16 protein-coding genes are annotated in these 23,867 nt (G+C 74.6%); 13 read left to right on the top strand and 3 right to left on the bottom strand.

Translation table 11 applies throughout. From position 1 onward, the window contains the following. Window positions 1-80 precede the first annotated feature (80 nt). From ACFV8H_RS35740 to ACFV8H_RS35730, 3 genes are all read left to right on the top strand, one after another. Window positions 81-3,464, top strand: a complete 3,384-nt coding sequence (locus ACFV8H_RS35740; RefSeq protein WP_380408178.1) for an ATP-dependent helicase — start codon at window positions 81-83, stop codon at window positions 3,462-3,464. Between the two features lie 56 nt (window positions 3,465-3,520). Next, window positions 3,521-6,748, top strand: coding sequence for a UvrD-helicase domain-containing protein (locus tag ACFV8H_RS35735; protein WP_380408176.1), 3,228 nt, complete (start codon window positions 3,521-3,523; stop codon window positions 6,746-6,748). Between the two features lie 194 nt (window positions 6,749-6,942). Further along, window positions 6,943-8,127 (top strand): PP2C family protein-serine/threonine phosphatase, encoded by a 1,185-nt coding sequence (locus tag ACFV8H_RS35730; RefSeq protein WP_380408174.1) that lies wholly within the window; start codon window positions 6,943-6,945, stop codon window positions 8,125-8,127. A 10-nt stretch (window positions 8,128-8,137) separates the two neighbouring features. Here ACFV8H_RS35730 and ACFV8H_RS35725 read toward each other — a convergent pair whose 3' ends face one another. Continuing rightward, on the bottom strand, window positions 8,138-9,121 hold the full coding sequence (locus ACFV8H_RS35725; protein WP_380408172.1) for an endonuclease/exonuclease/phosphatase family protein: 984 nt from the start codon (window positions 9,119-9,121) through the stop codon (window positions 8,138-8,140). A gap of 67 nt (window positions 9,122-9,188) precedes the next feature. Here ACFV8H_RS35725 and ACFV8H_RS35720 point away from each other — a divergent pair, with 67 nt between their 5' ends. The 6 genes from ACFV8H_RS35720 to ACFV8H_RS35695 all read left to right on the top strand — a co-directional run bounded on the left by ACFV8H_RS35720 (window position 9,189) and on the right by ACFV8H_RS35695 (window position 17,390). Next, window positions 9,189-9,818, top strand: coding sequence for a PadR family transcriptional regulator (locus ACFV8H_RS35720; RefSeq protein ID WP_375884850.1), 630 nt, complete (start codon window positions 9,189-9,191; stop codon window positions 9,816-9,818). A 182-nt stretch (window positions 9,819-10,000) separates the two neighbouring features. Next, window positions 10,001-10,780, top strand: coding sequence for an ABC transporter ATP-binding protein (locus ACFV8H_RS35715; RefSeq protein WP_380408170.1), 780 nt, complete (start codon window positions 10,001-10,003; stop codon window positions 10,778-10,780). Further along, the gene (locus ACFV8H_RS35710) at window positions 10,777-13,641 is read left to right on the top strand and encodes an FtsX-like permease family protein (protein WP_380408168.1); all 2,865 of its coding nucleotides are present in this window, start codon (window positions 10,777-10,779) and stop codon (window positions 13,639-13,641) included. The genes ACFV8H_RS35715 and ACFV8H_RS35710 overlap by 4 nt, the downstream gene beginning before the upstream one ends. A 192-nt stretch (window positions 13,642-13,833) precedes the next feature. Next, on the top strand, window positions 13,834-15,237 hold the full coding sequence (locus ACFV8H_RS35705; RefSeq protein WP_380408166.1) for a dipeptidase: 1,404 nt from the start codon (window positions 13,834-13,836) through the stop codon (window positions 15,235-15,237). A gap of 69 nt (window positions 15,238-15,306) precedes the next feature. After that, a complete protein-coding gene (nudC, locus tag ACFV8H_RS35700) occupies window positions 15,307-16,248 on the top strand; it encodes an NAD(+) diphosphatase (RefSeq protein WP_375884860.1) in 942 nt (313 codons plus the stop codon). A 302-nt stretch (window positions 16,249-16,550) separates the two neighbouring features. Continuing rightward, a complete protein-coding gene (locus ACFV8H_RS35695; RefSeq protein WP_375884861.1) occupies window positions 16,551-17,390 on the top strand; it encodes a GntR family transcriptional regulator in 840 nt (279 codons plus the stop codon). 80 nt (window positions 17,391-17,470) lie between these two features. Here ACFV8H_RS35695 and ACFV8H_RS35690 read toward each other — a convergent pair whose 3' ends face one another. Further along, a complete protein-coding gene (locus ACFV8H_RS35690) occupies window positions 17,471-17,728 on the bottom strand; it encodes a mycoredoxin (protein ID WP_375884862.1) in 258 nt (85 codons plus the stop codon). 163 nt (window positions 17,729-17,891) lie between these two features. Between ACFV8H_RS35690 and ACFV8H_RS35685 the strand changes: the two genes are divergently transcribed. The 4 genes from ACFV8H_RS35685 to ACFV8H_RS35670 all read left to right on the top strand — a co-directional run bounded on the left by ACFV8H_RS35685 (window position 17,892) and on the right by ACFV8H_RS35670 (window position 21,870). Further along, window positions 17,892-20,159: an ATP-dependent DNA helicase UvrD2 gene (locus tag ACFV8H_RS35685; protein ID WP_380408163.1), complete on the top strand. Its 2,268-nt coding sequence runs from the start codon at window positions 17,892-17,894 to the stop codon at window positions 20,157-20,159. A gap of 317 nt (window positions 20,160-20,476) precedes the next feature. Further along, window positions 20,477-20,935, top strand: a complete 459-nt coding sequence (locus ACFV8H_RS35680) for a hypothetical protein (protein ID WP_380408161.1) — start codon at window positions 20,477-20,479, stop codon at window positions 20,933-20,935. Between the two features lie 168 nt (window positions 20,936-21,103). Continuing rightward, window positions 21,104-21,472: a WhiB family transcriptional regulator gene (locus tag ACFV8H_RS35675; protein WP_375884869.1), complete on the top strand. Its 369-nt coding sequence runs from the start codon at window positions 21,104-21,106 to the stop codon at window positions 21,470-21,472. Between the two features lie 152 nt (window positions 21,473-21,624). Beyond that, window positions 21,625-21,870, top strand: a complete 246-nt coding sequence (locus ACFV8H_RS35670) for a hypothetical protein (RefSeq protein ID WP_380408159.1) — start codon at window positions 21,625-21,627, stop codon at window positions 21,868-21,870. Window positions 21,871-21,994: 124 nt separating this feature from the next. Here ACFV8H_RS35670 and ACFV8H_RS35665 read toward each other — a convergent pair whose 3' ends face one another. Beyond that, complete coding sequence (locus ACFV8H_RS35665; protein ID WP_380408157.1) at window positions 21,995-23,476, bottom strand: ABC1 kinase family protein; 1,482 nt, start codon at window positions 23,474-23,476, stop codon at window positions 21,995-21,997. Window positions 23,477-23,867: the final 391 nt, after the last annotated feature.

The following is a 23,867-nucleotide window of genomic DNA, read 5'->3' as shown; positions in this document are numbered from 1 at the left end:
CAGGATCGTAGGCTCGATGCGGGCGGGCCCGTGCGGGCCCGCCCCGGCCATGACTCTCCGTACAACCCCAGGACCCGTTCGTGAGTTCGCCCTACCGGCTCGTGCGCAACCCGCTCGTCCAGCCCGACCCGCCCGTGCTGGACGCCTACCAGCGCGCCGTGGTCGAGCACACCGGCGGCCCGCTGCTCGTCCTCGCCGGACCGGGCACGGGCAAGACCACCACCCTGGTCGAGGCGGTCGCCCGGCGGATCCAGGACGGCACCGACCCCGAGAAGATCCTCGTCCTCACCTTCAGCCGCAAGGCCGCCGTCGAACTGCGCGACCGGATGTCCGGCCGGCTCGGCTCCACCGCCGCCACCCCGCAGGCCACCACCTTCCACTCCTTCTGCTACGCCCTGCTGCGCGCCCACCAGGACCCGGAGGACTACGCCGAACCACTGCGGCTGCTCTCCGGCCCCGAACAGGACGTCATGGTCCGCGAACTGCTGGCCGGCGGCGCCGAGGACGCCCGCGACGGCCGCGGCCGGATCGCCTGGCCGCTCGACCTGCGCGCCTGCCTGACCACCCGCGGCTTCGCCGACGAAGTCCGCGCCGTGCTCGCCCGCAGCCGCGAACTCGGCCTCGGCGAGGCCGAACTCGAACGCTTCGCCCAGGGCGTCCAGCGCCCCGACTGGGCCGCCGCCGCGCACTTCCTCGCCGACTACCTCGACGTGCTCGACCTGCGCGGCGTCCTCGACTACGCCGAACTCGTCCACCGCGCCGTCCTGCTCGCCGAACGCCCCGAGATCGGCGAGGAACTGCGCCGCCGCTACGACGTCGTCCTCGTCGACGAGTACCAGGACACCGACCCCTCCCAGGTCCGGCTGCTGCGCCGGCTCGCCGGCGGCGGCCGCGACCTGATCGCCGTCGGCGACCCCGACCAGTCGATCTACGCCTTCCGCGGCGCCGACATCAACGGCATCCTCGACTTCCCCCAGGCCTTCCGCCGCCCCGACGGCACCCCCGCCGAGGTCAAGGTGCTGCGGGTCTCCCGCCGCTCCGGCGCCCTGCTGCTCGCCGCCTCCCGCGAACTCGCCCGCCGGATGCCGATGGGCCGGCTGCCCGCCGACAAACTCGCCCAGCACCGCGCCCTGCTGCCCTCCCGCGAGGGCGGCCGGGTCGAGGTGTACACCTACCCCACCCCCGGCGCCGAACTCGACTCGATCGCCGACCTGCTGCGCCGCGCCCACCTGGAGGACGGCGTGCCCTGGGGCGAGATGGCCGTCCTGGTCCGGGCCGGCGCCCGCTCCATCCCCGGCGTACGGCGGGCCCTCGGCGCGGCCGGCGTCCCGCTGGAGATCGACGGCGACGACCTGCCGCTGCGCGAGGAGCCCGCCGTCGCCCACCTGCTGCTCGCCCTGCGGGTCTGCGCCGAGCAGGCCGCCCGCGACAAGCGGGCCCTCCTCGACACCCCCGGCCCGCACGCCCCCGACCCGCTCACCGAGGAGCTGGCCCACACCCTGCTCACCGGCCCGCTCGGCGGCCTCGACGGCTCCGACCTGCGCCGCCTCGGCCGCGCCCTGCGCGAGGAGGAACGCGCCGCCCTGCGCGCCGCCGCGCGCGCCGACGGCGGTTCCGACGGCGGTCCCGACAGCCGTCCCGACGGCGCCCCCGCCGCCGCCCCGCGCCCGGCCGGCGAACTGATCCGCGAGGCCCTCGCCGAACCCGAGCGGCTGATCGCCCTCGACCCGGCCACCGCCCGCCGCGCCCGCGACCTCGGCACCCTGCTGCGCAAGGTCCGCGAACTGCTGGCCGGCGGCTGCACCGCCGAGGACGCCCTGTGGGAGCTGTGGGACGGCAGCCGCCGCTGGCGCGAACGCCTGGAGCGCGCCGCCCTGCGCGGCGGCGCCGCCGGCCGCAACGCCGACCGCGACCTGGACGCGCTGTGCGCCCTGTTCGAGACCGCCGCTCGCGCCGAGGAGCAGGTCACCGGCCACCGCAGCGCCCTCGACCTGCTCGCCGAACTCGAAGCCCAGGACATCGCCGCCGACACCCTCACCGTCCGCACCGTCCGCCCCGAGGCGGTGCGGCTGATGACCGCCCACCGCTCCAAGGGCCTGGAGTGGCGCCTGGTCGTGGTCGCCGGCGTCCAGGACGGCCTCTGGCCCGACCTGCGCCGGCGCGGCTCCCTCCTGGAGGCCGACCGGATCGGCCGCGACGGCCTCGCCGAACCGCTCTCCCCGGCCGCCCTGCTCGGCGAGGAGCGCCGGCTCTTCTACGTCGCCGCCACCCGCGCCAAGGAACGGCTGATCGTCACCGCCGTCAAGGCGCCCGCCGACGACGGCGACGAGCCCTCCCGCTTCCTGCGCGAGCTCTACCGCGAGGACGTCGACCCCCGCACCGGCAAGGTGGTGCGCCGCACCCCGCCGGTCACCGTCGAGGACGTCACCCACCGCCCGCGCCGCCCGCTCTCGGTGGCCGCCCTGGTCGCCGAACTGCGCGCCGTCACCGTCGACCCCGCCCGCTCGCCCGAACTGCGCCGCGCCGCCGCCGAACGGCTCGCCACCCTGGCCGCCGCCACCGACGAGGACGGGCTGCCGCTGGTGCCCGCCGCCCACCCCGACCGCTGGTGGGGCCTGGACGACGCCACCACCGCCCCCGAGCCGCTGCGCAGCGCCGACGCGCCCGTCCGGCTGTCCGGCAGCGGCCTGGAACAGCTGGAGAACTGCTCGCTGCAGTGGTTCCTCGACAAGGAGGTCAAGGCCCGCGCCCCCGGCACCGCCGCCCAGGGCTTCGGCAACGTGGTGCACGCCCTCGCCGACGAGGTCGGCTCCGGCCGCACCCCCGCCGACCTCGCCGTCCTGATGGCCCGCCTGGACACCGTCTGGGACGCCCTCGCCTTCGACGCCCCCTGGAAGTCCCAGCAGGAGAAGGGCGAGGCCCGCACCGCCCTGGAGCGCTTCCTCAACTGGCACGTCCTGGAGCGCGGCCGCGACCTGGTCGCCACCGAGCACGGCTTCGACGTCACCCTCGACGTCGGCGGCGTCTCGGTGCGCATCCGCGGCTCGATGGACCGGGTCGAGAAGGACCACGCCGGACGCGCCTACGTGGTCGACTTCAAGACCGGCAAGCAGATCCCCACCGACAAGTCGCTGCCCGAGCACAAGCAGCTCGCCGTCTACCAGCTGGCCGTCCGGGCCGGCGCCCTCAACGAGCTGCCCGGCTTCACCGAGCACCCCCCGGCCACCGGCGGCGCCGAACTCGTCCACCTGCGCGAGGCCGCCGCCAAGGCCGACCCGGACGCCCCCAAGGTGCAGCGGCAGGAGCCGCCCGAGGGCGAGCCGTGGATCGAGAACCTGCTCGCCGATGCCGCCGGGAAGGTCCTCGCCGAACGCTTCGTCCCGCAGACCGGCGGCGGCTGCGACCGCTGCTCCTTCCGCCGCAGCTGCTCCGCCCAGCGCGACGGCGCGCAGCTGGTGGAGTAGCAGGTCAGGCGGGCGACCGATCCCGGGTTGTCCGCCGTTCCGGTTACGGTTGCGGGGTGACCGCCGTGCTCAGCCATCCCGACCAGCTCAAGGAGCTGCTGGGCATCCCGTTCAACCGGGAGCAGATGGCGGCCATCGGCGCCCCCCTGGCCCCGGCCGTGATCGTGGCCGGCGCCGGCTCCGGCAAGACCACCGTGATGGCCGCCCGGGTCGTCTGGCTGGTCGGCTCCGGCGCCGTCCGGCCCGAGGAGGTGCTCGGGCTCACCTTCACCAACAAGGCCGCCGGCGAACTCGCCGAACGCGTCCGCACGGCCCTGCTCCGGGCCGGCGTCGCCGACCGGGACGAGGGCGAGCCGCTCGGCGAACCCGAGATCTCCACCTACCACGCCTTCGCCGGCCGCCTGCTCAAGGAGCACGGCCTGCGGATCGGCATCGAGCCGGACGTGCGGCTGCTCGCCGACGCGACCCGCTTCCAGCTCGCCGCCAAGGTGCTGCGCACCGCCCGCGGCCCCTTCCCCGCCCTCACCGGCACCTTCGCCAACCTGGTCGCCGACCTCACCGCCCTGGACGGCGAACTCGCCGAGCACCTGGTCGAGCCCGCCGCCCTGCGCGCCCACGACGAGCAGCTGCTCGACACCCTCGCCACCGTCAAGCTCGGCAACGACGACCTGCGGGCCGTCCCCGTCACCGCCCGCGCCCGGCTGGAACTGCTGCGCCTGGTCGAGGAGTACCGCCGCCGCAAGCGGGGCGCCGGGCTGATGGACTTCGGCGACCAGATAGCCGCCGCCGCCCGCCTCGCCCAGCAGCGCCCCGAGGTCGGCGAACTGCTCCGCGGCCAGTACCGGGTCGTCCTGCTGGACGAGTACCAGGACACCTCCGTCGCCCAGCGCCTGATGCTCGCCGGCCTGTTCGGCGCGGGCCCCGAGAACACCGGGGGCGGCCACCCGGTGACCGCCGTCGGCGACCCCTGCCAGGCCATCTACGGCTGGCGCGGCGCCTCCGTCGCCAACCTCGACGACTTCCCCCGGCACTTCCCGAAGGCCGACGGCCGCCCCGCCGACCGCTACGCGCTCAGCGAGAACCGCCGCAGCGGCGGCCGGCTGCTCGCCTTCGCCAACGAGCTCGCCGCCCCGCTGCGCGCCCTGCACGAGGGCGTCGAGGCGCTGCGCCCGGCACCCGGCGCCGAACAGGACGGCTACGTGCGGGCCGCGCTGCTGCCCACCCACGCCGAGGAGGTCGACTGGCTCGCCGACTCGATCGCCCACCTGGTGCGCACCGGCACCGCGCCCGGCCGGATCGCCGTGCTCTGCCGGGGCGGCGCGGCCTTCCCCGACATCCACGCCGCGCTCGTCGCCCGCGAGGTCCCGGTCGAGGTGGTGGGACTCGGCGGGCTGCTGCAACTGCCCGAGGTGGCCGACCTGGTGGCGGTCTGCGAGGTGCTCCAGGACCCGACCGCCAACGCCGCCCTGGTGCGCCTGCTGATCGGCCCGCGCTGGCGGATCGGCCCGCGCGACCTCGCCCTGCTCGGCCGCCGGGCCGCCGAACTGGTGCGCACCGAGCGGCCCGAGGGCGTGGAGGCGCTGGCCGCTGCCGTCGCCGAGGCCGACCCCACCGAGGTGGTCTCGCTGGCCGACGCGGTCGAGACCTTCCTGACCGCCTCCCCCGGCGGGGAGGGCGACCAGCCCGACGACCTGCCGTTCTCCGCCGAGGCCAGGGTGCGCTTCGCCCGGCTCGCCGCCGAACTGCGCGAGCTGCGCCGCTCGCTGGCCGACCCGCTGATGGACGTGCTGCACCGGGTGCTGACCGTCACCGGCCTGGAGGTCGAGCTGTCCGCCTCCCCGCAGGCGCTGGCCGCCCGCCGGCGGGAGACCCTGCACGCCTTCCTGGACGTCGCCGCCTCCTTCGCCGACCTGGACGGCGACCCGGGCCTGGCCGCCTTCCTCGGCTTCCTGCGCGCCGCCCAGGAGTACGACCGCGGCCTGGACAGCAGCCTGCCCGGCGGCGAGGACACCGTGAAGGTGCTCACCGCGCACAAGTCCAAGGGCCTGGAGTGGGACGTGGTGGCCGTCCCCGGCCTGGTGAAGGGCGCGTTCCCGTCCGGCAGCCCGCGCGAACGCTGGACCAGCACCAAGCGCGTGCTCCCGCACGCCCTTCGCGGCGACCGCGCGACCCTGCCCGACGTGCGCGGCGGCTGGACGTCCAAGTCGATGGCCGCGTTCAAGAAGGAGCTGGCCGAGCACTCCGGCACCGAGGAACTGCGCCTGGGCTACGTCGCGTTCACCCGCCCCCGCGCCCTGCTGCTGGCCTCCGGGCACTGGTGGGGGCCCAGCCAGAAGACCGTCCGCGGCCCGTCCGCCTTCCTGGAGCGGCTGCGCGCCCACTGCGAGCGGCCCGGCGCCGGCGAGGTCGAGCACTGGGCCGAGCAGCCGGAGAAGGAGGCCCGGAACCCGGCGCTGGCCGACGCCGTCGAGCGCCCCTGGCCGCTGCCGCTGGACCCGGCCGCCCAGCACGCCCGCCGCCGGGTCGCCGAGGTGGTGCGCACCCGCCTGGCCGGAGGGCCCGCGGGGGAGGCGGAACCCATGGCCGTCGAGGACCAGCGCCAGGTCGCCTCCTGGGACCGCGACCTGACCGCGCTGCTGGGGGAGTTGGAGCGCTCCCGGCGCACCGCCCGCGAGGTCCCGCTGCCGCCCGCGCTGTCCGCCACCCAGCTGCTGCGCCTGGCCGCCGACCCGGACGGCTTCGCGCACGAGCTGGCCCGGCCGATGCCGCGCCCCCCGCAGCCCGCCGCCCGGCGCGGCACCCGCTTCCACGCCTGGGTGCAGTCCCGGATCGAGCCGCTGCTGCTGATCGAGCCCGGCGCGCTGCCCGGCGCCGACGACGACGGCATCGAGGACGAGCGGGACCTGGAGCAGCTCAAGGAGGCGTTCCTGCGCACCCCGTACGCCCGGCGCCGGCCGTACCGGGTGGAGGCCCCGTTCCACCTGGTGCTCGCGGGGCGGGTGGTGCGCGGCCGGATCGACGCGGTCTACCGGGACGGTGACGGGGTGTCGGAATCCAGTGGTGCGTCACGCTACGAAGTGGTGGACTGGAAGACCCACCGGGAGGAGACCGCCGACCCGCTGCAGCTCGCGGTCTACCGGCTGGCCTGGGCGGAGCAGGCGGGCGTTGATCCCGAGCAGGTCACGGCGTCGTTCCTGTACGTCCGCAGCGGACGGATCGTACGTCCGGAGCGACTTCCCGACCGAAAAGAGTTGGAACGGCTCCTGATCGGGAACAGTGACTAATGAGTCACGCAGAGCACCCGAGTCATCGCGCCGACGTCCGAAACCTGTGCGTCGTGCACGTTTCGCGCCTATTGTGGGGTCGGTAACCGGTCAACCCCCGTACTCCGGCCACCGGCGAGGCCCGCATTCCCTAACCCTCAGTCATCGCCGCAGGTGCCCACGGGCATCGGCGTCTTCTGCTGGAGAGACCGAAGTTGAGCGCGACCGGATGGATCAGAGAGCGGTTCACCGGGCCGACCCCGGGACCCGCACCGGGCACGACCGGCACCTGGCCGAGGACGGCGCTCGCGCTGCCCCTCCTCGGCATGGCGCTGATCGTCGTCCTCGACTACCTCAGCGGCACCGAGGTGACGGTCGAACCCGCCCTCACCGCCGTACCCGCGCTGGCCGCCGTGGTCAGCCGCCGCACCTGGTACCCGCTCGTCATCGGCCTGGGCACCGAGGCGGCGGCCTTCCTGATGGCCCTGCGCAGCGACGCGCTCGGCGAGTCCGTGCACGCCGCCAGCGTCATCGCGATCCTGCTGGTCGCCACGATCGGCTGGGTCAGCGCCACCCTGCGACTGCGCCAGGAACGCGCCCTGGCCGACGCCCAGTTGGTCGCCTCGATCGCCCGCCGGGTGCTGCTGCGGCCCGTCCCCGAACGGGTCGGCAGCGTGCGCGCCGCCGTCCACTACGAGGCCGCCGCCGCCCACGCCCGGATCGGCGGCGACCTGTACGAGGTCGTCAACACCCGGCACGGGGTGCGGGCCGTGGTCGGCGACGTCCGCGGCAAGGGCCTCGGCGCGGTCGAGACCGCCGCCGCCGTCCTCGGGGCCTTCCGCGAGGCCGCCCACCAGGAGCCCGCCCTCGACCGGGTGGCCGGCTGGCTGGCCGTCAGCCTCGACCGGGCCCTGCACGAGAACGACCACCCGGGCGTGGAGGAGGAGTTCGTCACCCTGGTCCTGATCGGGGTCGGACCGGACGGCACCGCCGAACTCGTCAACTGCGGCCACCCCGCGCCGCTGCTGCTCCGCGGCGGCCTGGTCCACCCGCTCGAACTCGCCGAGACCGTACCGCCGTTGGGCGTGCTCGACCCGGCCGACGTCCGCCCCCCGGTGCACCGGGTACCGCTGCTGGCCGGCGACCGGGTGCTGCTGTTCACCGACGGGATGATCGAGGCCCGCGACCGCTCCGGCACCTTCTACCCGCTCGCCGAGCGCTTCCCGCGCTGCGCCGACGGCCGCCCCGCGGACGTCCTGCAGCGCCTGCACGAGGACGTGGTGCGCCACGTCGGGCGCCAGCTCGGCGACGACGCCGCCATGCTGCTCCTGCAGTACGACCCGACCCCGCCCGCCCTCGCCCACCTGCCCCAGCAGGCCGGCCTCCTGATCAAGCGATAGCCGGAACGCCCTACAGCGACACCCGGACCAGCAGCGGCCGGTGGTCCGACACCCCGGCGTGCGGCGCCGCCGCCGGGCCCACCACGGTCCGCGGCACGCCGACCGCCAGCACGTGGTCGAACTGCACCGCGGGCCGGTGCGCCGGGTAGGTCGGCGTGCGCGCCAGGTCGTACCAGCCCTGCAGCCGGGCCCGCGGCTCGCGCACCCGCCGCCGGCGCGCGGTGCCCAGCCCGGCGCCCAGCGCCGGCCGGGCCCGGCGGGCCGCCCGCAGCTCCCGCACCCGCGCCCGCGGCGCGGTGCGCTCCAGCGCCGTCGCCCCGCCCAGCACCGTGCGCGGCACCGCGCCGATCAGGTTGAAGTCCCCCAGCACCAGGTACGGCTGCGGCAGGTCGGCGATCCAGCGCCGGATCCCGGCCAGCTGCGCCATGTTCCAGCCCGGCACGAAGGACAGGTGCGCGGCCACCACCGTGAACGGGCCGCGCTCGCCCTCCAGTACGGCCGCCAGCGCGGCCCGGGGCTCGTCCGGCACCGGGGTCAGCCCGCGCCGCCCGGCCACCCGCAGCGGCAGTCCGAACGGCGCCGGGGCGAACCGGCGGGCCCGCCAGTGCCGCACCGGCAGCCTGGTCAGCAGTGCCGTGCCGTACGAGGGCGGGGCGCCGTCGCCGATCTCGGCCGGCCCGTACACCCGCAGCCCGGCGGGCCCGGACGGCTCCGGCACCCAGCCGGCCACCGGCGCCGGGCGCCCGTGCAGCGCGGCGGCGAAGCGCCAGTCGCCGGCGCCCATCGCGGCGGCCGCCACCGCCGCCTGGTCGGTGCCGCCCGAGCGCGCCTGGTGCCGGTCCACCTCCTGGAGAGCCAGGACGTCGGCGTCCAGCGCGGCCACCGCCTGCGCCAACGGGGCGCCCGCGTCGGCCGGGTAGGGCAACGGGGTGCCGTCCGGGGCGAGCGGCTGGCCGTGCAACAGGTTGAAGGTGGCGATGCGCAACTGGCTCACACCGCACGACGGTACCGGAGGGGGCGCGGCTTGAGGCCGCAGGGCATACCGGGTATACATACTGAGTATGTCCATCCGCCACGGTCTGCTCGCCCTGCTCGACCAGGGCCCCCGCTACGGCTACCAACTGCGCACCGAGTTCGAGGCGCGCACCGGCGCCACCTGGCCGCTCAACGTCGGGCAGGTCTACACCACGCTGTCCCGCCTGGAACGCGACGGCCTGGTCGAGGCCGCCGGGGAGGACGAGGAGGGCCACCAGTTCTACGCCGTCACCGACGCCGGCCGCGCCGAACTGCGGGCCTGGTTCGACACCCCGGTGCCCCGCACCAGCCCCCCGCGCGACGAACTGGCCATCAAGCTCGCGATGGCCGTGACCGTCCCCGGGGTGGACGTCTCCGCCGTCGTCCAGGGCCAGCGCCGGCACAGCATCAAGGCCCTCCAGGACTACACCCGGCTCAAGGGCCGCGCCCTCGCGGGCGAGACCAGACCCGGCGCCGTCCCCTCCGAGAGCAACGAACTCGCCTGGCTGCTCGTCCTCGACCAGCTGATCTTCCAGACCGAGGCCGAGATCCGCTGGCTCGACCACTGCGAGACCAGGCTCGCCCAGCAGGCCGAACTCCGGCAGGCCAAGGCCGCCGAAGCCGCCCGCGACGGCGCCGCGAAACCCAAGCGGCTCGGCCGCCGCACCCGCGCCTGAGACGCACCCGCACCCGCGCCTGAGACGCACCCGCGTCCTCGCCCGAACCTGAGCCCGAGGCGCACCCGCGCCCGAGCCCGAGCCGTATCCGCGCCCGAGCGGCGCCCGGCCACCCGACACCCGGCCGGCGCCCCGGCGGCGCCCCACCCGTACCCAGCCGTACCCAGCACAAGGGGGGAACCGTGTCCCACACCCAACAGCCCCGGCCGACACCGGTGCTGCACCTGGAGAACGTCACCCGCGTCCACGGCCAGGGCGCCGCCGAGGTCCAGGCCCTGCGCGGCGTCGACCTCAAGGTCCACCCCGGCGAGTTCGTCGCCGTCATGGGCCCCTCCGGCTCCGGCAAGTCCACCCTGCTCACCCTGGCCGGCGGCCTCGACAGCCCGACCACCGGCCAGGTCCTGGTCGAGGGTGTCTCCCTCGGCGGGCTCACCCGCAAGAGGCTCGCCCAGGTCCGCCGCCGCTCCATCGGCTACGTCTTCCAGGACTACAACCTGATACCGGCCCTCACCGCCGCCGAGAACATCTCGCTGCCGCGCGAACTCGACGGCGTCTCCGCCCGCGCCGCCCGCCGCGAAGCCCTCGCCGCCCTGGAGGAGCTCGGCATCCCCGAGCTCGCCGACCGCTTCCCCGACGACATGTCCGGCGGCCAGCAGCAGCGCGTCGCCATCGCCCGCGCCCTGATCGGCGACCGCCGCCTCGTCCTCGCCGACGAACCCACCGGCGCCCTCGACTCCACCACCGGCGAAGCGGTCCTCGCCGTGCTGCGCGCCCGCTGCGACGCCGGCGCCGCCGCCATGATGGTCACCCACGAGGCCCGGCACGCCGCCTGGGCCGACCGCGTCGTCTTCCTGCGCGACGGCCGCATGGTCGACGAGTCCGTCAGCCAGGACGCCGCCAGCCTGCTCGTCAGCGCCGCCGCCAACAGCCAGGCCGCCGGCAGCAAGCAGGTGGACGAGTGAAGCCCAGCGCCTGGCGGCTCGCCCTGCGCATCGCCCGCCGCGACGCCCTGCGCGCCAAGGGCCGCAGCGCCCTGGTCGTCGCCATGGTCGCGCTGCCCGTCCTCGGCGTCACCGGCGCCGACGTGTTCTTCCGCAGCGCCACCCTCGAACCCTCCGAACGCGTCGTGCGCACCATGGGCCGCGCCGACGCCCACCTGGAGATGCCCGACCGCGGCGCCTCCATCCTGCAGGCCCCCGACCCGGGCGACCAGTCCTACCGCGTCCTCAGCCCCAAGTACGAGACCAAGGAAGGCGCCGCCCCCCAGTACACCCCCGCCCAGCAACGCGCCCGCGACACCGAACCCGCCCGGCTCGCCCAGCAGTTGCTGCCGCCCGGCAGCACCCTGGTGCCGCACGTCGAAGGCCCGCAGACCGCGGCCAGCAGCACCGAGGGCCTGCTCACCACCCGCACCGGCGAGGCCGACCTGACCGACCCGGTCTGGCACGGCCTGGTCGACGTGGTCGAGGGCAGCGCCCCCGTGAACGACCAACAGGCCGCCGTCACCCGCGAGTTCCTCAACCGCTCCGGCCTGCGGATCGGCGACCGCACCACCGTCCGCGGCCTGGAGTCCAGCCCCTTCACCATCACCGCCGTCGTCGAGTACCCCGGTGATCTCAAGAGCACCGAGATCCTCGCCCGCCCCGGCACCCTGGTCGGCAAGCTCCCGAACGCCAACCCGAACATGGGCTCCGACTCCAACCCCGTCGACCGCTGGCTGGTCAAGCTCCCGGCCGGCGCCGCCCTCGACTGGGCCAAGGTCACCGAACTCAACGGCTACGGCTTCCTCGTGGCCTCCCGCACCGTCGTGCTCGACCCGCCCCCGCGCGCCCAGGTGCCCTACTACACCGAGCTGGACCGGATCCGCGGCGCCAGCGGCACCGCCCTGCTCGACCGCACCTCCGTCGTCATCCTCGGCACCGTCGTCGGCATGGCCCTGCTGGAGATCGTCCTCCTCGCGGGCCCCGCCTTCGCCGTCGGGGCCCGACGCTCGCGCCGGCAGCTCGGGCTGCTCGCGGCCGCGGGCGGTGACCGCGCCAACGTCCGCGCGGTCGTCCTCGGCGGCGGCATCGTCCTCGGCCTCACCGGCGCCGCCGTCGGCCTCGGCCTCGGCATCGGCCTGGTCGCCCTGCTGCGCACCCAGGCCGAGGAGTACTCCGGCGCCCGCTTCGGCCACTTCAACCTCCAGCCGCTCGACCTGCTCGGCGTCCTCCTGGTCGGCCTGGTCACCGGACTGCTCGCCGCCATCGTGCCCGCCGTCCAGGCCTCCCGGCAGGACGTCGTCTCCGCGCTCACCGGCCGCGACTCGCTCAAGCCCCCCAGCCGCAAGCTGGCCCTGCTCGGCCTGCTGATGCTCGCCGGCGGCGCCGCCCTCGCCCTGGTCGGCGCGACCAGCGGCTTCTCCAGCCGCACCCTCGCCGTCCTCGGCGGCTCGCTCATCGCCGAACTCGGCATGGTCGCCCTCACCCCGTACCTGGTCGGCCTGTTCGGCAAGCTCGGCCGCTGGCTCTCGCTCGGCCCCCGGCTCGCCCTGCGCGACTCCGTCCGCCACCGCGGCCGCACCGCACCCGCCGTCGCCGCCGTGATGGCCGCCGTCGCCGGCTCCGTCGCCGTCAACGTCTTCCTCGCCAGCTACGACGAGCAGTACCGCCGCGAGTACGCCGCCGCCGGCCCGGCCGGCGCCGTCATCCTCAACAGCGGCTACGGCAACACCACCGAGGCCAAGCTGCTCCCGCAGATGCGCGACACCGTGGAACGCTCCATCCCCGGCCTCGGCCCGCGCGCCGACGTCTCCCACGTCGACCTCAAGGGCGACTGCCAGTCCGGCTCCTACTGCGGCTACATCCAGGTCATGCCGCCCAAGGAGCGGCGCTGCCCGGTCTTCGACCGCGACAGCCCGGCCGGACCGGACGAGATCAAGCGGGTGATGAACACCGACCCGCGCTGCCAGATCCACGAACGCGGCGGCAGCCAGTACGGCGACCTCGCCGCCGGCGACGCCACCCTGCTGCGCAACCTCTACGGCGTCACCGACCCGGCGGCCGTTCAGGCCCTCGCCGCCGGCAAGGCCGTGGTCTTCGACCCGCGCTACTACAAGGACGGCAAGGTCGCCCTGCGGTACACCGAGCCGGCCGCCGCGAGCGCCGACGGCTCCACCCCCAAGCCCAAGGAGACCGAGACCGAGGTCGACGCCGTCCTCGCCCCCGCCGTACTGCCGGCCCCCGGCCAGCTCGTCATCACCCCGGACACCGCCACCCGCCTCGGTTTCAGCACCAAGCCGGCCGGCTCGGTCTGGCTCCCCGCGGCCGCACCCTCCGACGGCGACCAGCAGAAGGCCGACGGCGCGCTCGCCAAGCTCACCGACCGCACCGTGCTCGACGTCGAACGCGGCTACCAGTCCAAGGCCGGACTCATCGGCCTCGGCCTGGCAGGCTTCGCCGCCCTCGTCGCCCTCGGCGCCGCCGGTATCGCCACCGGACTGGCCGCCGCCGACTCCCAGCGCGACCTGACCACCCTCGCAGCGGTCGGCGCCGAACCGCGCATCCGGCGCACGCTGTCCGGCTTCCAGTGCGGAGTGATCGCTGCCATGGGCACCCTGCTCGGCGTCATCAGCGGCGTCGTCCCGGCCGTCGCCCTGCGCAAGGTCCAGGGACTCGCGGCCAGTTACCCCGGGATCAGCCCGGAGGAGCTCGCCAACAAGGGGGCCGTCGTCTTCCCCTGGGCCACCATCGGCACCACCGTCGTGGTGCTGCCGCTGCTCGCGGCCGGCCTGGCCGCGCTGCTCACCCGCTCGCGGATCTCGCTGCTGCGCCGCACCGGCTGAGGCCGGTGCCCGGGTGGGGCCGGTGCCCGGCTCCGGCCGCCCCCGACCGCCGCGCCCGGCTCCGGCCGTCCCCGTCCGCCACCCCCGTCCGCCCCTCCCGGCGGCGGGGGTGACGGAGGTTACAGGCCCGACGGCGTCCGGCACCCGGAGGGCCGGGGCGGGCACCCGCACGGGCGAACTACAGTCGTCGGTATGACGAGTACCCCGGACAGCGCCGTCCGCTCCTACATCGACCAGCACCAGGCCGCCTTCCTCGCCGACCTCTCCGAGTGGCTGGCGATCCCCTCCGTCTCCGCCGACCCGGAGCGCGCCGATGACGTGCGCCGCTCCGCGGACTGGCTGGCCGCCAAGATGCGCCAGACCGGCTTCCCGGTGGCCGAGGTGTGGGAGACCGACGGGCTGCCGGCGGTGTTCGCCGAGTGGCCGTCCGGGGACCCGTCCGCGCCGACCGTCCTGGTCTACGGGCACCACGACGTGCAGCCCGCGGCGAAGGAGGACGGCTGGGACACCGAGCCGTTCGCCCCGACCGTGGTCGGCAACCGGCTGTACGCGCGCGGCGCCGCCGACGACAAGGGCCAGGTGTTCTTCCACACCCTGGGCGTGCGCGCCCACCTGGCCGCCACCGGCCGCACCGCGCCGGCCGTCAACCTCAAGCTGCTGATCGAGGGCGAGGAGGAGTCCGGCTCGCCGCACTTCGCCGACCTGGTCCGGCGCGAGGCCGGCCGGCTGGCCGCCGACGTGGTGGTCATCTCCGACACCGGGATGTGGTCCGAGACCACCCCGACCGTCTGCACCGGCATGCGCGGCCTCGCCGACGCCCAGCTCGACCTGTACGGCCCGGACACCGACATCCACTCCGGCTCCTTCGGCGGCGCCGTGCCCAACCCGGCCGAGGTCGCGGCCGAGCTGACCGCCGCCCTGCACGACGCCGACCGGAAGGTCGCGATCCCGGGCTTCTACGACGGGGTCGTCGAGCTGACCGAGCGCGAGCGCGAGCTGTTCGCCGAACTGCCCTTCGACGAGGCGCAGTGGCTGCGCGTCGCCAAGTCGTACGGCACCCGCGGCGAGGCCGGGTACTCCACCCTGGAGCGGGTCTGGGCCCGGCCCACCGCCGAGGTCAACGGCATCTGGGGCGGCTACACCGGCCCCGGCGGCAAGACCATCGTGCCGTCCTCGGCGCACCTCAAGCTGTCCTTCCGGCTGGTCGCCGGGCAGGAGGTGGAGAAGGTCCGCGAGGCCGTCCGGTCCTGGGTCGCCGAGCAGGTCCCCGAGGGCATCCGCTACGAGCTGGTCTTCCCCGGCGCGACCCGGCCCTGCCTGACCCCGCTGGACCACCCGGCGCTGCAGTCCACCGTCCGCGCGATGGGCCGCGCCTTCGGGCAGAAGATCCTCTTCACCCGCGAGGGCGGCTCCGGCCCCGCCGCCGACCTCCAGGACGTGCTGGGCGCACCGGTGCTGTTCCTCGGCATCTCGGTGCCCTCGGACGGCTGGCACTCGGTCAACGAGAAGGTCGAGCTGGACCTGCTGGCCAAGGGCGTCGAGACCGCCGCCTACCTGTGGGGCGACCTGGCCGAGAACTTCCGGCCCGGCGCGTGAGCCGCCGCGCCCGCGGAACAGCAGTCAGATCACTCATCCGGATGATTCACCACGTGGGGATGGAACGACGTGAGCACCGAGCCTGAGACCGAGCGCCCGCGAGCCCTGGCCCTGGCCAGGGCCGGGGTGGAGCGGGCCGCCGAGCACCGGTTCGACGAGCCCTGGCTGGCCGCGGCCTGGAGCCACCCCGCCACCCGGGTGCTGCCGATCGCCGGCGGCGAGGCCTTCGTCGTGGACACCGCCGAGGGCACCGAACTCGTCCTGCTGCCCTCCTTCGAGGCGCCGCAGACCGGGGACCGTTACTTCCTCGGCACCGACCGGGACGGCGTCTCGTACTTCGCGCTGGCCGGCGAGAGCCTGCCCGGCCGGCTGGACGGCGACGCCCGCCCCGCCGGGCTGCGCGAGGTCGGCGCGATGCTGTCCGACCGGGACTCCGGGCTGCTGGTGCACGCCGTCGCCCTGGAGCACTGGCACCGGCTGCACAGCTTCTGCTCGCGCTGCGGCCACCCCACCGAGAAGGCGGGCGCCGGGCACGTGCGGCGCTGCACCTCCTGCGCGGCCGAGCACTACCCGCGCACCGACCCGGCGGTGATCATGGTGATCACCGACGAGCAGGACCGCTGCCTGCTCGGCCGCCAGGCGCTCTGGCCGGAGGGCCGCTGGTCCACGCTGGCCGGCTTCGTCGAGCCGGGGGAGTCGATCGAGCAGGCGGTCGCCCGCGAGGTGCACGAGGAGGCGGGGGTGCGGGTCGGCGAGGTCCGCTACGTCGCCAGCCAGCCCTGGCCGTTCCCGTCCAGCCTGATGCTCGGCTTCACCGGCAAGGCGCTGCCCGGCGGCACCGAGATCACCGTGGACGGCGAGGAACTGGCCGAGGCGCGCTGGTTCTCCCGCGAGGAACTGCGGGCCGGGATGGAGGCCGGGGAGATCCTGCCGCCCTCCGGCATCTCGATCGCCCGCCACCTGGTCGAGCTCTGGTACGGCGAGCCGCTGCCCTCGGCGGCGCGCTGGTAGTCCCGGCATTCGGTCGTCCGGTTGTCCCGCCATCCGGCTATCCGGTCGTCCGGTCATCGGGCCGTCCGGTCATCAGGTACGGATTTCCGGGACGCCCGAGGAGAAGGGGGCGCGTGGCTCTTGCCGCGCGCCCCCTATTTCCTTTTCGAGCTCTTCCCGAACCCGCCACGAGCGTCTGTTCGTAACCGGACGGGCCAGTTCTGCTACCGCGGGGCACTCCGGCGCCCCCACCGTCAACCCGCGCGGACGACATTGCCGGAAACGGCTGAAACCGCGTCACCGCGCTCGCTACATTCACTCGGGTGACAATCCCCCGGGGCTCCGCCCAATCCCCCAAATACCAGCGCCTCGCCGCCGACCTGCGCCGCCGGATCGCCGAAGGCGAGTTCACCGCCGCCGCCGCCCTCCCGGTCGAGAGCGAACTGGAACGCCAGTACGGCGTCGCCCGCAACACCGTCCGCCTCGCCGTCGACGTCCTGGTCAACGAAGGCCGGCTGGTCCGCCTCCAGGGCAAGGGCACCTACCTGCGCGAACACCCCGTGCTCGACCACCGCGCCTACGGCCCCACCCTGACCCCCGCACCGCGCGACTGCCTCGCCGCCCCCTCCACCGTCTACCTCGGCGAAGCCGCCGAAGCCGGGCGCGAACTCAGCACCGACTTCGAGATGATGATCGTCCGGGCCCGCGTCGACATCGCCGAACGCCTCGGACTGCGCCCCGGCGAGGCCATCGTCGTCCGCCGCCAGCTGCGCCTGCTCGACCGCGAGCCGTACTCCATCGAGGAGAGCCACTACCGGGCCGGACTCGCCGCCGGCACCCCGCTGATGGAACCCGACCCCGTCGAAGGCGGCGACGAAGCCGTCCTCGCCACCCTCGGCCGCACCGAGATCGGCGCCGTCGACCACCTCGTCGCCCGGATGCCCGGCCCCGAGGAGGCCCAGTGGTTCCAGGGCGGCCCCGGCGTCCCGCTGATGGTCCAGACCCGCGTCACCTACGACCGGCGCGGCCCCGTCCGGGTCATCGAGACCCGCTACTCCGCCGACCGCAGCCGACTCGTCTACGGCATCGGCGACCTCGGCGCGCGCACCAGCCTGCCCGCCCCCGCCGCCCCCGTCGACCCCGCCCGGGCCGACGCGCAGTGACGCGCGCCGACCCCGGCGGACCGGGGCGGGCCCCGGCGAACCCGGGTGGACCGGGGCGGATCCCGGCGGACCGGGCTGGGTCAGGCCGCGAGGGCCTTCTTGACCTGGATCAGGCTCGGGTTCGTCATCACGACCTGCTCCCCGCCGCCCACCGGCTGCACCAGCACCGTCGGCACCGTCTGGTTGCCGCCGTTCACCGACTCGACGAACGTCGCCGACGCCGGGTCCTCCTCGATGTTGATCTCGGTGTAGCCGATGCCCTCGCGGTCCAGCTGGCTCTTGAGCCGGTTGCAGTAACCACACCAGGTCGTGCTGTACATCGTCACGCTGCCGGACATCGAGGGGGCTCCTTCGAAAGAGGGGTTCGTACGTTCTGACAGCCGCAACGTCCACCGGGTGGCAGTCATTCCGGCCCCAGGACGCACGGAGCGGAGCGATCATCCTGCGATCGCACCGGGCCTGTGGACAACCCCGCCCCCGTTGTCCCAGCGGGCTGAGAGGATGGAACGCATGCAGGAAGACCTCTTGAGCGGCAGCCCCTACGACGGCCCCCACGGCTCCCCCTGGGCCGACCCCGGCACCGCCACGGGCCCCGACGCCGTCCTCGCCGGGCTCGACCCCGAACAGCGCGCCGTCGCCACCGCCCTGCACGGCCCCGTCTGCGTCCTCGCCGGCGCCGGCACCGGCAAGACCCGCGCCATCACCCACCGGATCGCCTACGGCGTGCGCAGCGGCGTCTACCAGCCCCAGCAGGTCCTCGCCGTCACCTTCACCGCCCGCGCCGCCGGTGAGATGCGCGGCCGGCTGCGCCAGCTCGGCGCCGACGGCGTCCAGGCCCGCACCTTCCACGCCGCCGCCCTGCGCCAGCTCCAGTACTTCTGGCCCCGCGCCGTCGGCGGCCCGGTGCCCCAACTGCTCGAACGCAAGGTCCAGCTCGTCGCCGAGGCCGCCGGCCGCTGCGGACTGCGCGTCCAGCGCACCGAACTGCGCGACCTCACCGCCGAGATCGAATGGGCCAAGGTCACCCAGACCGCCCCCGAGGACTACCCCGCCGCCGTCGCCAAGTCCGGCCGCGAAGCCCCCCGCGACCCGGCCGAGACCGCCCAGGTCTACCGCGTCTACGAGGAGACCAAGACCCGCCGCGGCAACATCGACTTCGAGGACGTCCTGCTCCTCACCGCCGCCATCCTGGAGGACCGGCCCGACATCGCCGACCAGGTCCGCAGCCAGTACCGGCACTTCACCGTCGACGAGTACCAGGACGTCTCCCCGCTCCAGCAGCGCCTGCTCGACCGGTGGACCGGCGACGGCGGCGGCGCCAGCCTGTGCGTCGTCGGCGACGCCAGCCAGACCATCTACTCCTTCACCGGCGCCACCCCCGACTACCTGCTCAACTTCCGCGGCCGCCACCCCGAGGCCACCGTCGTCAAACTCGTCCGCGACTACCGCTCCACCCCCCAGGTCGTCCACCTCGCCAACGGACTGCTCTCCCAGGCCCGCGGCGAGGCCGCCCGCCACCGCCTCGAACTCGTCTCCCAGCGCGAGGCCGGCCCCGAACCCGTCTACACCGAGTACGAGGACGAACCCACCGAGGCCGAGACCACCGCCCGCCGGATCAAGGACCTCATCGCCGCCGGCGTGCGCGCCAGCGAGATCGCCGTCCTGTTCCGCACCAACGGCCAGTCCGAGGTCTACGAGCAGGCCCTCGCCGACCTCGGCGTCCCGTACCAGCTCAAGGGCGCCGAACGCTTCTTCGAGCGCCCCGAGGTCCGCGACGCCGGCGTCCTGCTGCGCGGCGCCGCCCGCGCCGCCGCCGACCCCCTCACCGCCGGCGCCCCCGACCTGGCCGGCCAGGTCCGCGCCGTCCTCGCCAGCCGCGGCTTCACCCCCGACCCGCCCGCCGGCTCCGGCGCCGTCCGCGACCGCTGGGAGTCCCTCGCCGCCCTCGTCCGGCTCGCCGAGGAGTTCGAGCGCACCCGCACCGCCGAAGGCCTGGACACCGACCTCGCCGCCTACGTCGCCGAACTCGACGCCCGCGCCGCCGCCCAGCACGCCCCGGCCGTCGAAGGCGTCACCCTCGCCTCCCTGCACGCCGCCAAGGGCCTCGAATGGGACGCCGTCTTCCTCGTCGGCCTCACCGAGGGCACCCTGCCGATCATCTACGCCAAGACCGACGAACAGATCGAGGAGGAACGCCGCCTCCTCTACGTCGGCGTCACCCGCGCCCGCAAGCACCTCAGCCTCTCCTGGGCCCTCTCCCGCTCCCCGGGCGGCCGCGCCTCCCGCAAGCCCAGCCGCTTCATGGACGGGCTGCGCCCCGGCTCCACCGCCCCGGGCGCGCGCACCGGCGCGCGGGGCGGGCGGGGGGGCGTCGAGCCCGGCGAGCGCTCCGCCGCCCGGCGGGTCCGCGGCCCGGTCAAGTGCCGGGTCTGCGACAAGGCGCTCACCGACGCCGTCGAACGCAAGCTGCGCCGCTGCGAGGACTGCCCGTCCACGATGGACGAGGCGCTCTACGAACGCCTGCGCGACTGGCGGGCCGCGCAGGCCAAGGGGCAGGGCGTCCCGGCGTACGTGGTGTTCACCGACGCGACGCTGATGGCGATCGCCGAGGACGTGCCCGCGAACCGGCAGGAACTGGCCCTGATCTCGGGGGTCGGCGCCATGAAGCTGGACAAGTACGGGGCCGCCGTGCTCTCGTTGTGTGCGGGGGAGGAGCCCGAGGAGGATTCGGACGGCGTCGAGGACGACGGTCCGGTCGATCCGGCGTGAGCCGGCACGGGCGCGGTCCAGGGGACTGCTCGGGGGACTTCACAACCGCCGCGGAACGTCGCGCGGACCGTGCCGTCGATGGCGCCGCGTGAACTCGCGTGAAAAATAGTTTGCGCGGCATACCGGGAGCGCAATAGCCTGCCGGAGCGGTCAAGGGGACGCGGTCGCACGGGGTGAAACCTGTGCCGATTCCCCACGCCACACAGCCTCACACGTTTCACGCTTCACCTGCTTCACCAGCTTCACCGAGACAGACATCCGAACATTCGGAGCCAGGGAAACCAGGCTCCGCGAGACGCCGAGAGGAGGCGAAGACAGTGGGAAACATCATGATCACCAAAATGACTGGCCAGACCGTTGTCGCTGCCTCCCTGCGTGCCGCCCGTCTGCGGGCGCTCGCCGAGCTCGGTGGAACCGGTCTGGGTCTCGACACCACCGGTGTCTCCGTCGCCTCCGCTGTCAGTGGTCTTGGACACACTGATCTGTGCCCCACGGGCGGCAGGAGTGTCGAAGGCATCGTCGTCGAGACCGGTCTGTCCCGTGGCTGGGCGCAGGTCGGCACGTCGCGCTCCGAGTGCGACCAGCGACCGCTCCAGGCACCGAAGTCAGCCGTAATCGCCGCCATGCATGGCGACTATGCGCAGGCCGTCGGTGCCGGAAACGCCCAGAAGCAGAACGAGCAGCAGATCAACCAGGCCAAGGCCGCCTTTATCGGCGCCGAGGCCGTCCGGATGCGGGCCTTCCGCGGGCCTGAACCCTGGAGAGAACGAACCTGAGTCAGTCTCAGGTCGGCACCTCCAGGGCCGCGGAACCCGTCACACCGGGATCCGCGGCCCTTCTGTTTTGTCCGGTACGCAAGACCACCCAGGCCCCCCGGGGCCTCCGGCCCAGCACCACCAGTCACCTGGGCCGGAACCACTGAGAAGACGAGGAAGACGCCCACAGTGTCCACGGTCATCACGCCGCCCATCCCGTCCGTACCGCCGACAAGCCAGATCACCAAGGCCGACCAGGCCGACCCTCCGGAGGTTCCGTTCATGCAGCTCAACTCGATCGAGCAGGCCGAGGCGCTCGGTTTCCCCATCCCCTGCCGCGCCTTCGACCCCGAGGTCTTCTTCGCCGAGACGCCCGCCGACGTCGAGTACGCGAAGTCCCTCTGCGGCACCTGCCCGGTGAAGGAGGCCTGCCTCGCGGGCGCCCTGGAGCGGCGCGAGCCGTGGGGCGTCTGGGGCGGCGAACTGTTCGTCCAGGGTGTCGTCGTGGCCCGCAAGCGGCCGCGTGGGCGTCCGCGCAAGACCGAGGTCATGGCGTGAACCCGGCCCACGACGCCAGGGCAGTCCGCCGGGGAGAGCAGCCCCCGCTGGACAGCGCCCTCCGCCGGTCCGTACGGATCGCCGCCGCAAAGGCCGACGCAGCAGCCCGCACCGCCCCATTTCCGAGCACGCACCACGAGCAGGACCACCACATGACCCCCGCCGCCATCGATCCGACCGTCCGCGCCGAGCAGACCACCGAACTTCAGATCCAGAACAGGACCCTCGAAATGCAACTCCTGCATGAATCCCTGGCCCGTGCCCATATGCAAGACAGGCTCCACGAGGCCGAGGAACAACGCCTCGTCAGCCGGGTCGTCCGGGCCCGCAAGCTCCGGCAGCGGGCCGAGCGGGCCTCGCTGCGCGCCCGCAAGGCGCTCGCCGTCGCGCTGATGTAGCGCCGGCACAGGCGGTTCGCCGCCGATCCGACCGACCCCCGTCGTGCCGCAGGCCGCCCCCCGTTCCCGGGGAGCGGCCTGCGGCCGTTGTGCTTGTGCGCGGCGCCCGCCCTCGGCGGTCGGCTCAGTCGTGGGCGGGCTTGGCGGCCTTGGTCGGCTTCGCGGCCTTGGCGGGCTTGCCGGACTTGCTGGGCGGGGCGGACTTGGCGGGCGCGGCGGACGCGGTGCGCTTCGCGGGCGCGGCAGGGCCGCCCGCCCCGGCGGGCTTCGCGGGGCGCTCACCGGAGAACTCGGGCAGCCACTCCAGCATCTCGGCGCGGAACGGCGCCTTGGCGCCCAGCTGGCACAGCACCCCGATGGTGCTCAGCGTCACCCGGTGGATCAGCAGGTACGAGGGCGGCAGGTTCAACTGCTTGCCCAGGTTGTAGGCGGGCGAGCGCGGATCGGCGATCCGGGCCGCCTGGGCCCGCATCCAGGCCCGGGTGAAGTGGAAGCTGTCCACCGCCGCCGGCTCGATGATCGGCAGCAGGTAGTCCAGCACCGCGTCCGGATCCAGCTCGATCGAGGGCTTCACGAAGCCCTCCTCGCGCAGCATCGTGAGCACGCCCGCCGCGTCGCCGTCCAGGGCCATCCGCAGCGAGGCCCCGATCGGCGCCGGCAGCCCGCCCGGCACGCGGTCCACGGTGCCGAAGTCCAGCACGCCCAGCCGCCAGCCCCCGACCGGGCCGTCGTCCTTCAACAGCCGGAAGTTGCCCGGGTGCGGGTCCGCGTGCAGCAGCCCCGTCCGCGACGGGCCCGCGAACAGGAACCGGGCCAGCAGCTGCCCGGCTCGGTCGCGCTCCTCCTGGGTGCCGTTCGCGATCACCTCGGACAGCGGGGTGCCGTCCATCCACTCGGTGATCAGCACCTGGTCGGCCTGCGCCACCACGACCGGCACCACGATGTCCGGGTCACCCGCGAACTCCTCGGCGTGCCGGCGCTGGGCCTGGGCCTCCAGCTCGTAGTCCAGCTCCTCCGAGACGCGCTCGCGCAGCTCGGTGATCAGCGGCTTGATGTCCAGCCCGGGGATCAGCGGGCCGAGCAGCCAGGCCACCCGGGACAGCTGGGAGAGATCGGCGAGCAGCGCGTCGCCCGCACCCGGGTACTGCACCTTGACGGCGACCCGTCTGCCGTCGTGCCAGACCGCGCGGTGCACCTGGCCGATCGAGGCGGCCGCCGCCGGACGGTCGTCGAACTCCAGGAACAGCTCGCGCCAGCCCTCCCCGAGCCGCTCGGCCAGGGCGGTGTGCACCTTGGTGGCGGGCATCGGGGGAGCGGCGTCCTGCAGCTTGGTGAGCGCCGCCCGGTACGGACCGGCGACCTCCTCGGGCAGCGCGGCCTCGAAGACGGACAGCACCTGCCCGAACTTCATCGCCCCGCCCTTGAGCTCGCCCAGCACCTTGAACAGCTGGTCGGCGGTGGCCTGCTGGAGCTCGGCCGTCACCACCTCGGCGGACCGGCCGCCGATGCGCCTGCCCAGTCCGAGCGTGGCGCGACCGGCTATGCCCAGCGGCAGGGCGGCGAGCCGTGCCGTTCGGGTCACTGCCTTGCGCGGAAGATCGCTCACCCGGGCCTCCAATCCCCTGGCCCCCCGACGCCGGACGGGCCACCGTCACTAGGCCATTGTGCCCGGTTCGCGGGCTGGGTCCGGTGGTATTTCGTGGGGGGCTTTCGGGGCTTCGCTCCGTCGACACTACGGGGGCCCGCCCCCTCCCCCCCGCCCCCCCACCCACCCTCCTCCTCCCACCTCACCCGCCGCCTGCCCACCCACCCATCCACATCTCGCGCTCACCCCGTCCCTCGGAACAGCGGCTCCCGCTCTCTCCCGGCCCGGGGCCAGGCCCCCCCCCGGGGCGGGGCCAGGGGGCACCAGGGCCAGGGGGGCCATGTCCCAGGGGGGGCGTGGGCCAGGGAGATAATAACAAAATACGCGGCCCCCGATTTAGGGGTGGTTTATA

Source organism: Kitasatospora sp. NPDC059827, from assembly GCF_042731675.1.
In the GTDB taxonomy this organism is placed as follows: domain Bacteria; phylum Actinomycetota; class Actinomycetes; order Streptomycetales; family Streptomycetaceae; genus Kitasatospora.
The sequence above is the reverse complement of the archived record's forward strand: the minus strand, read 5'-3'. Positions and strand labels throughout refer to the sequence as shown.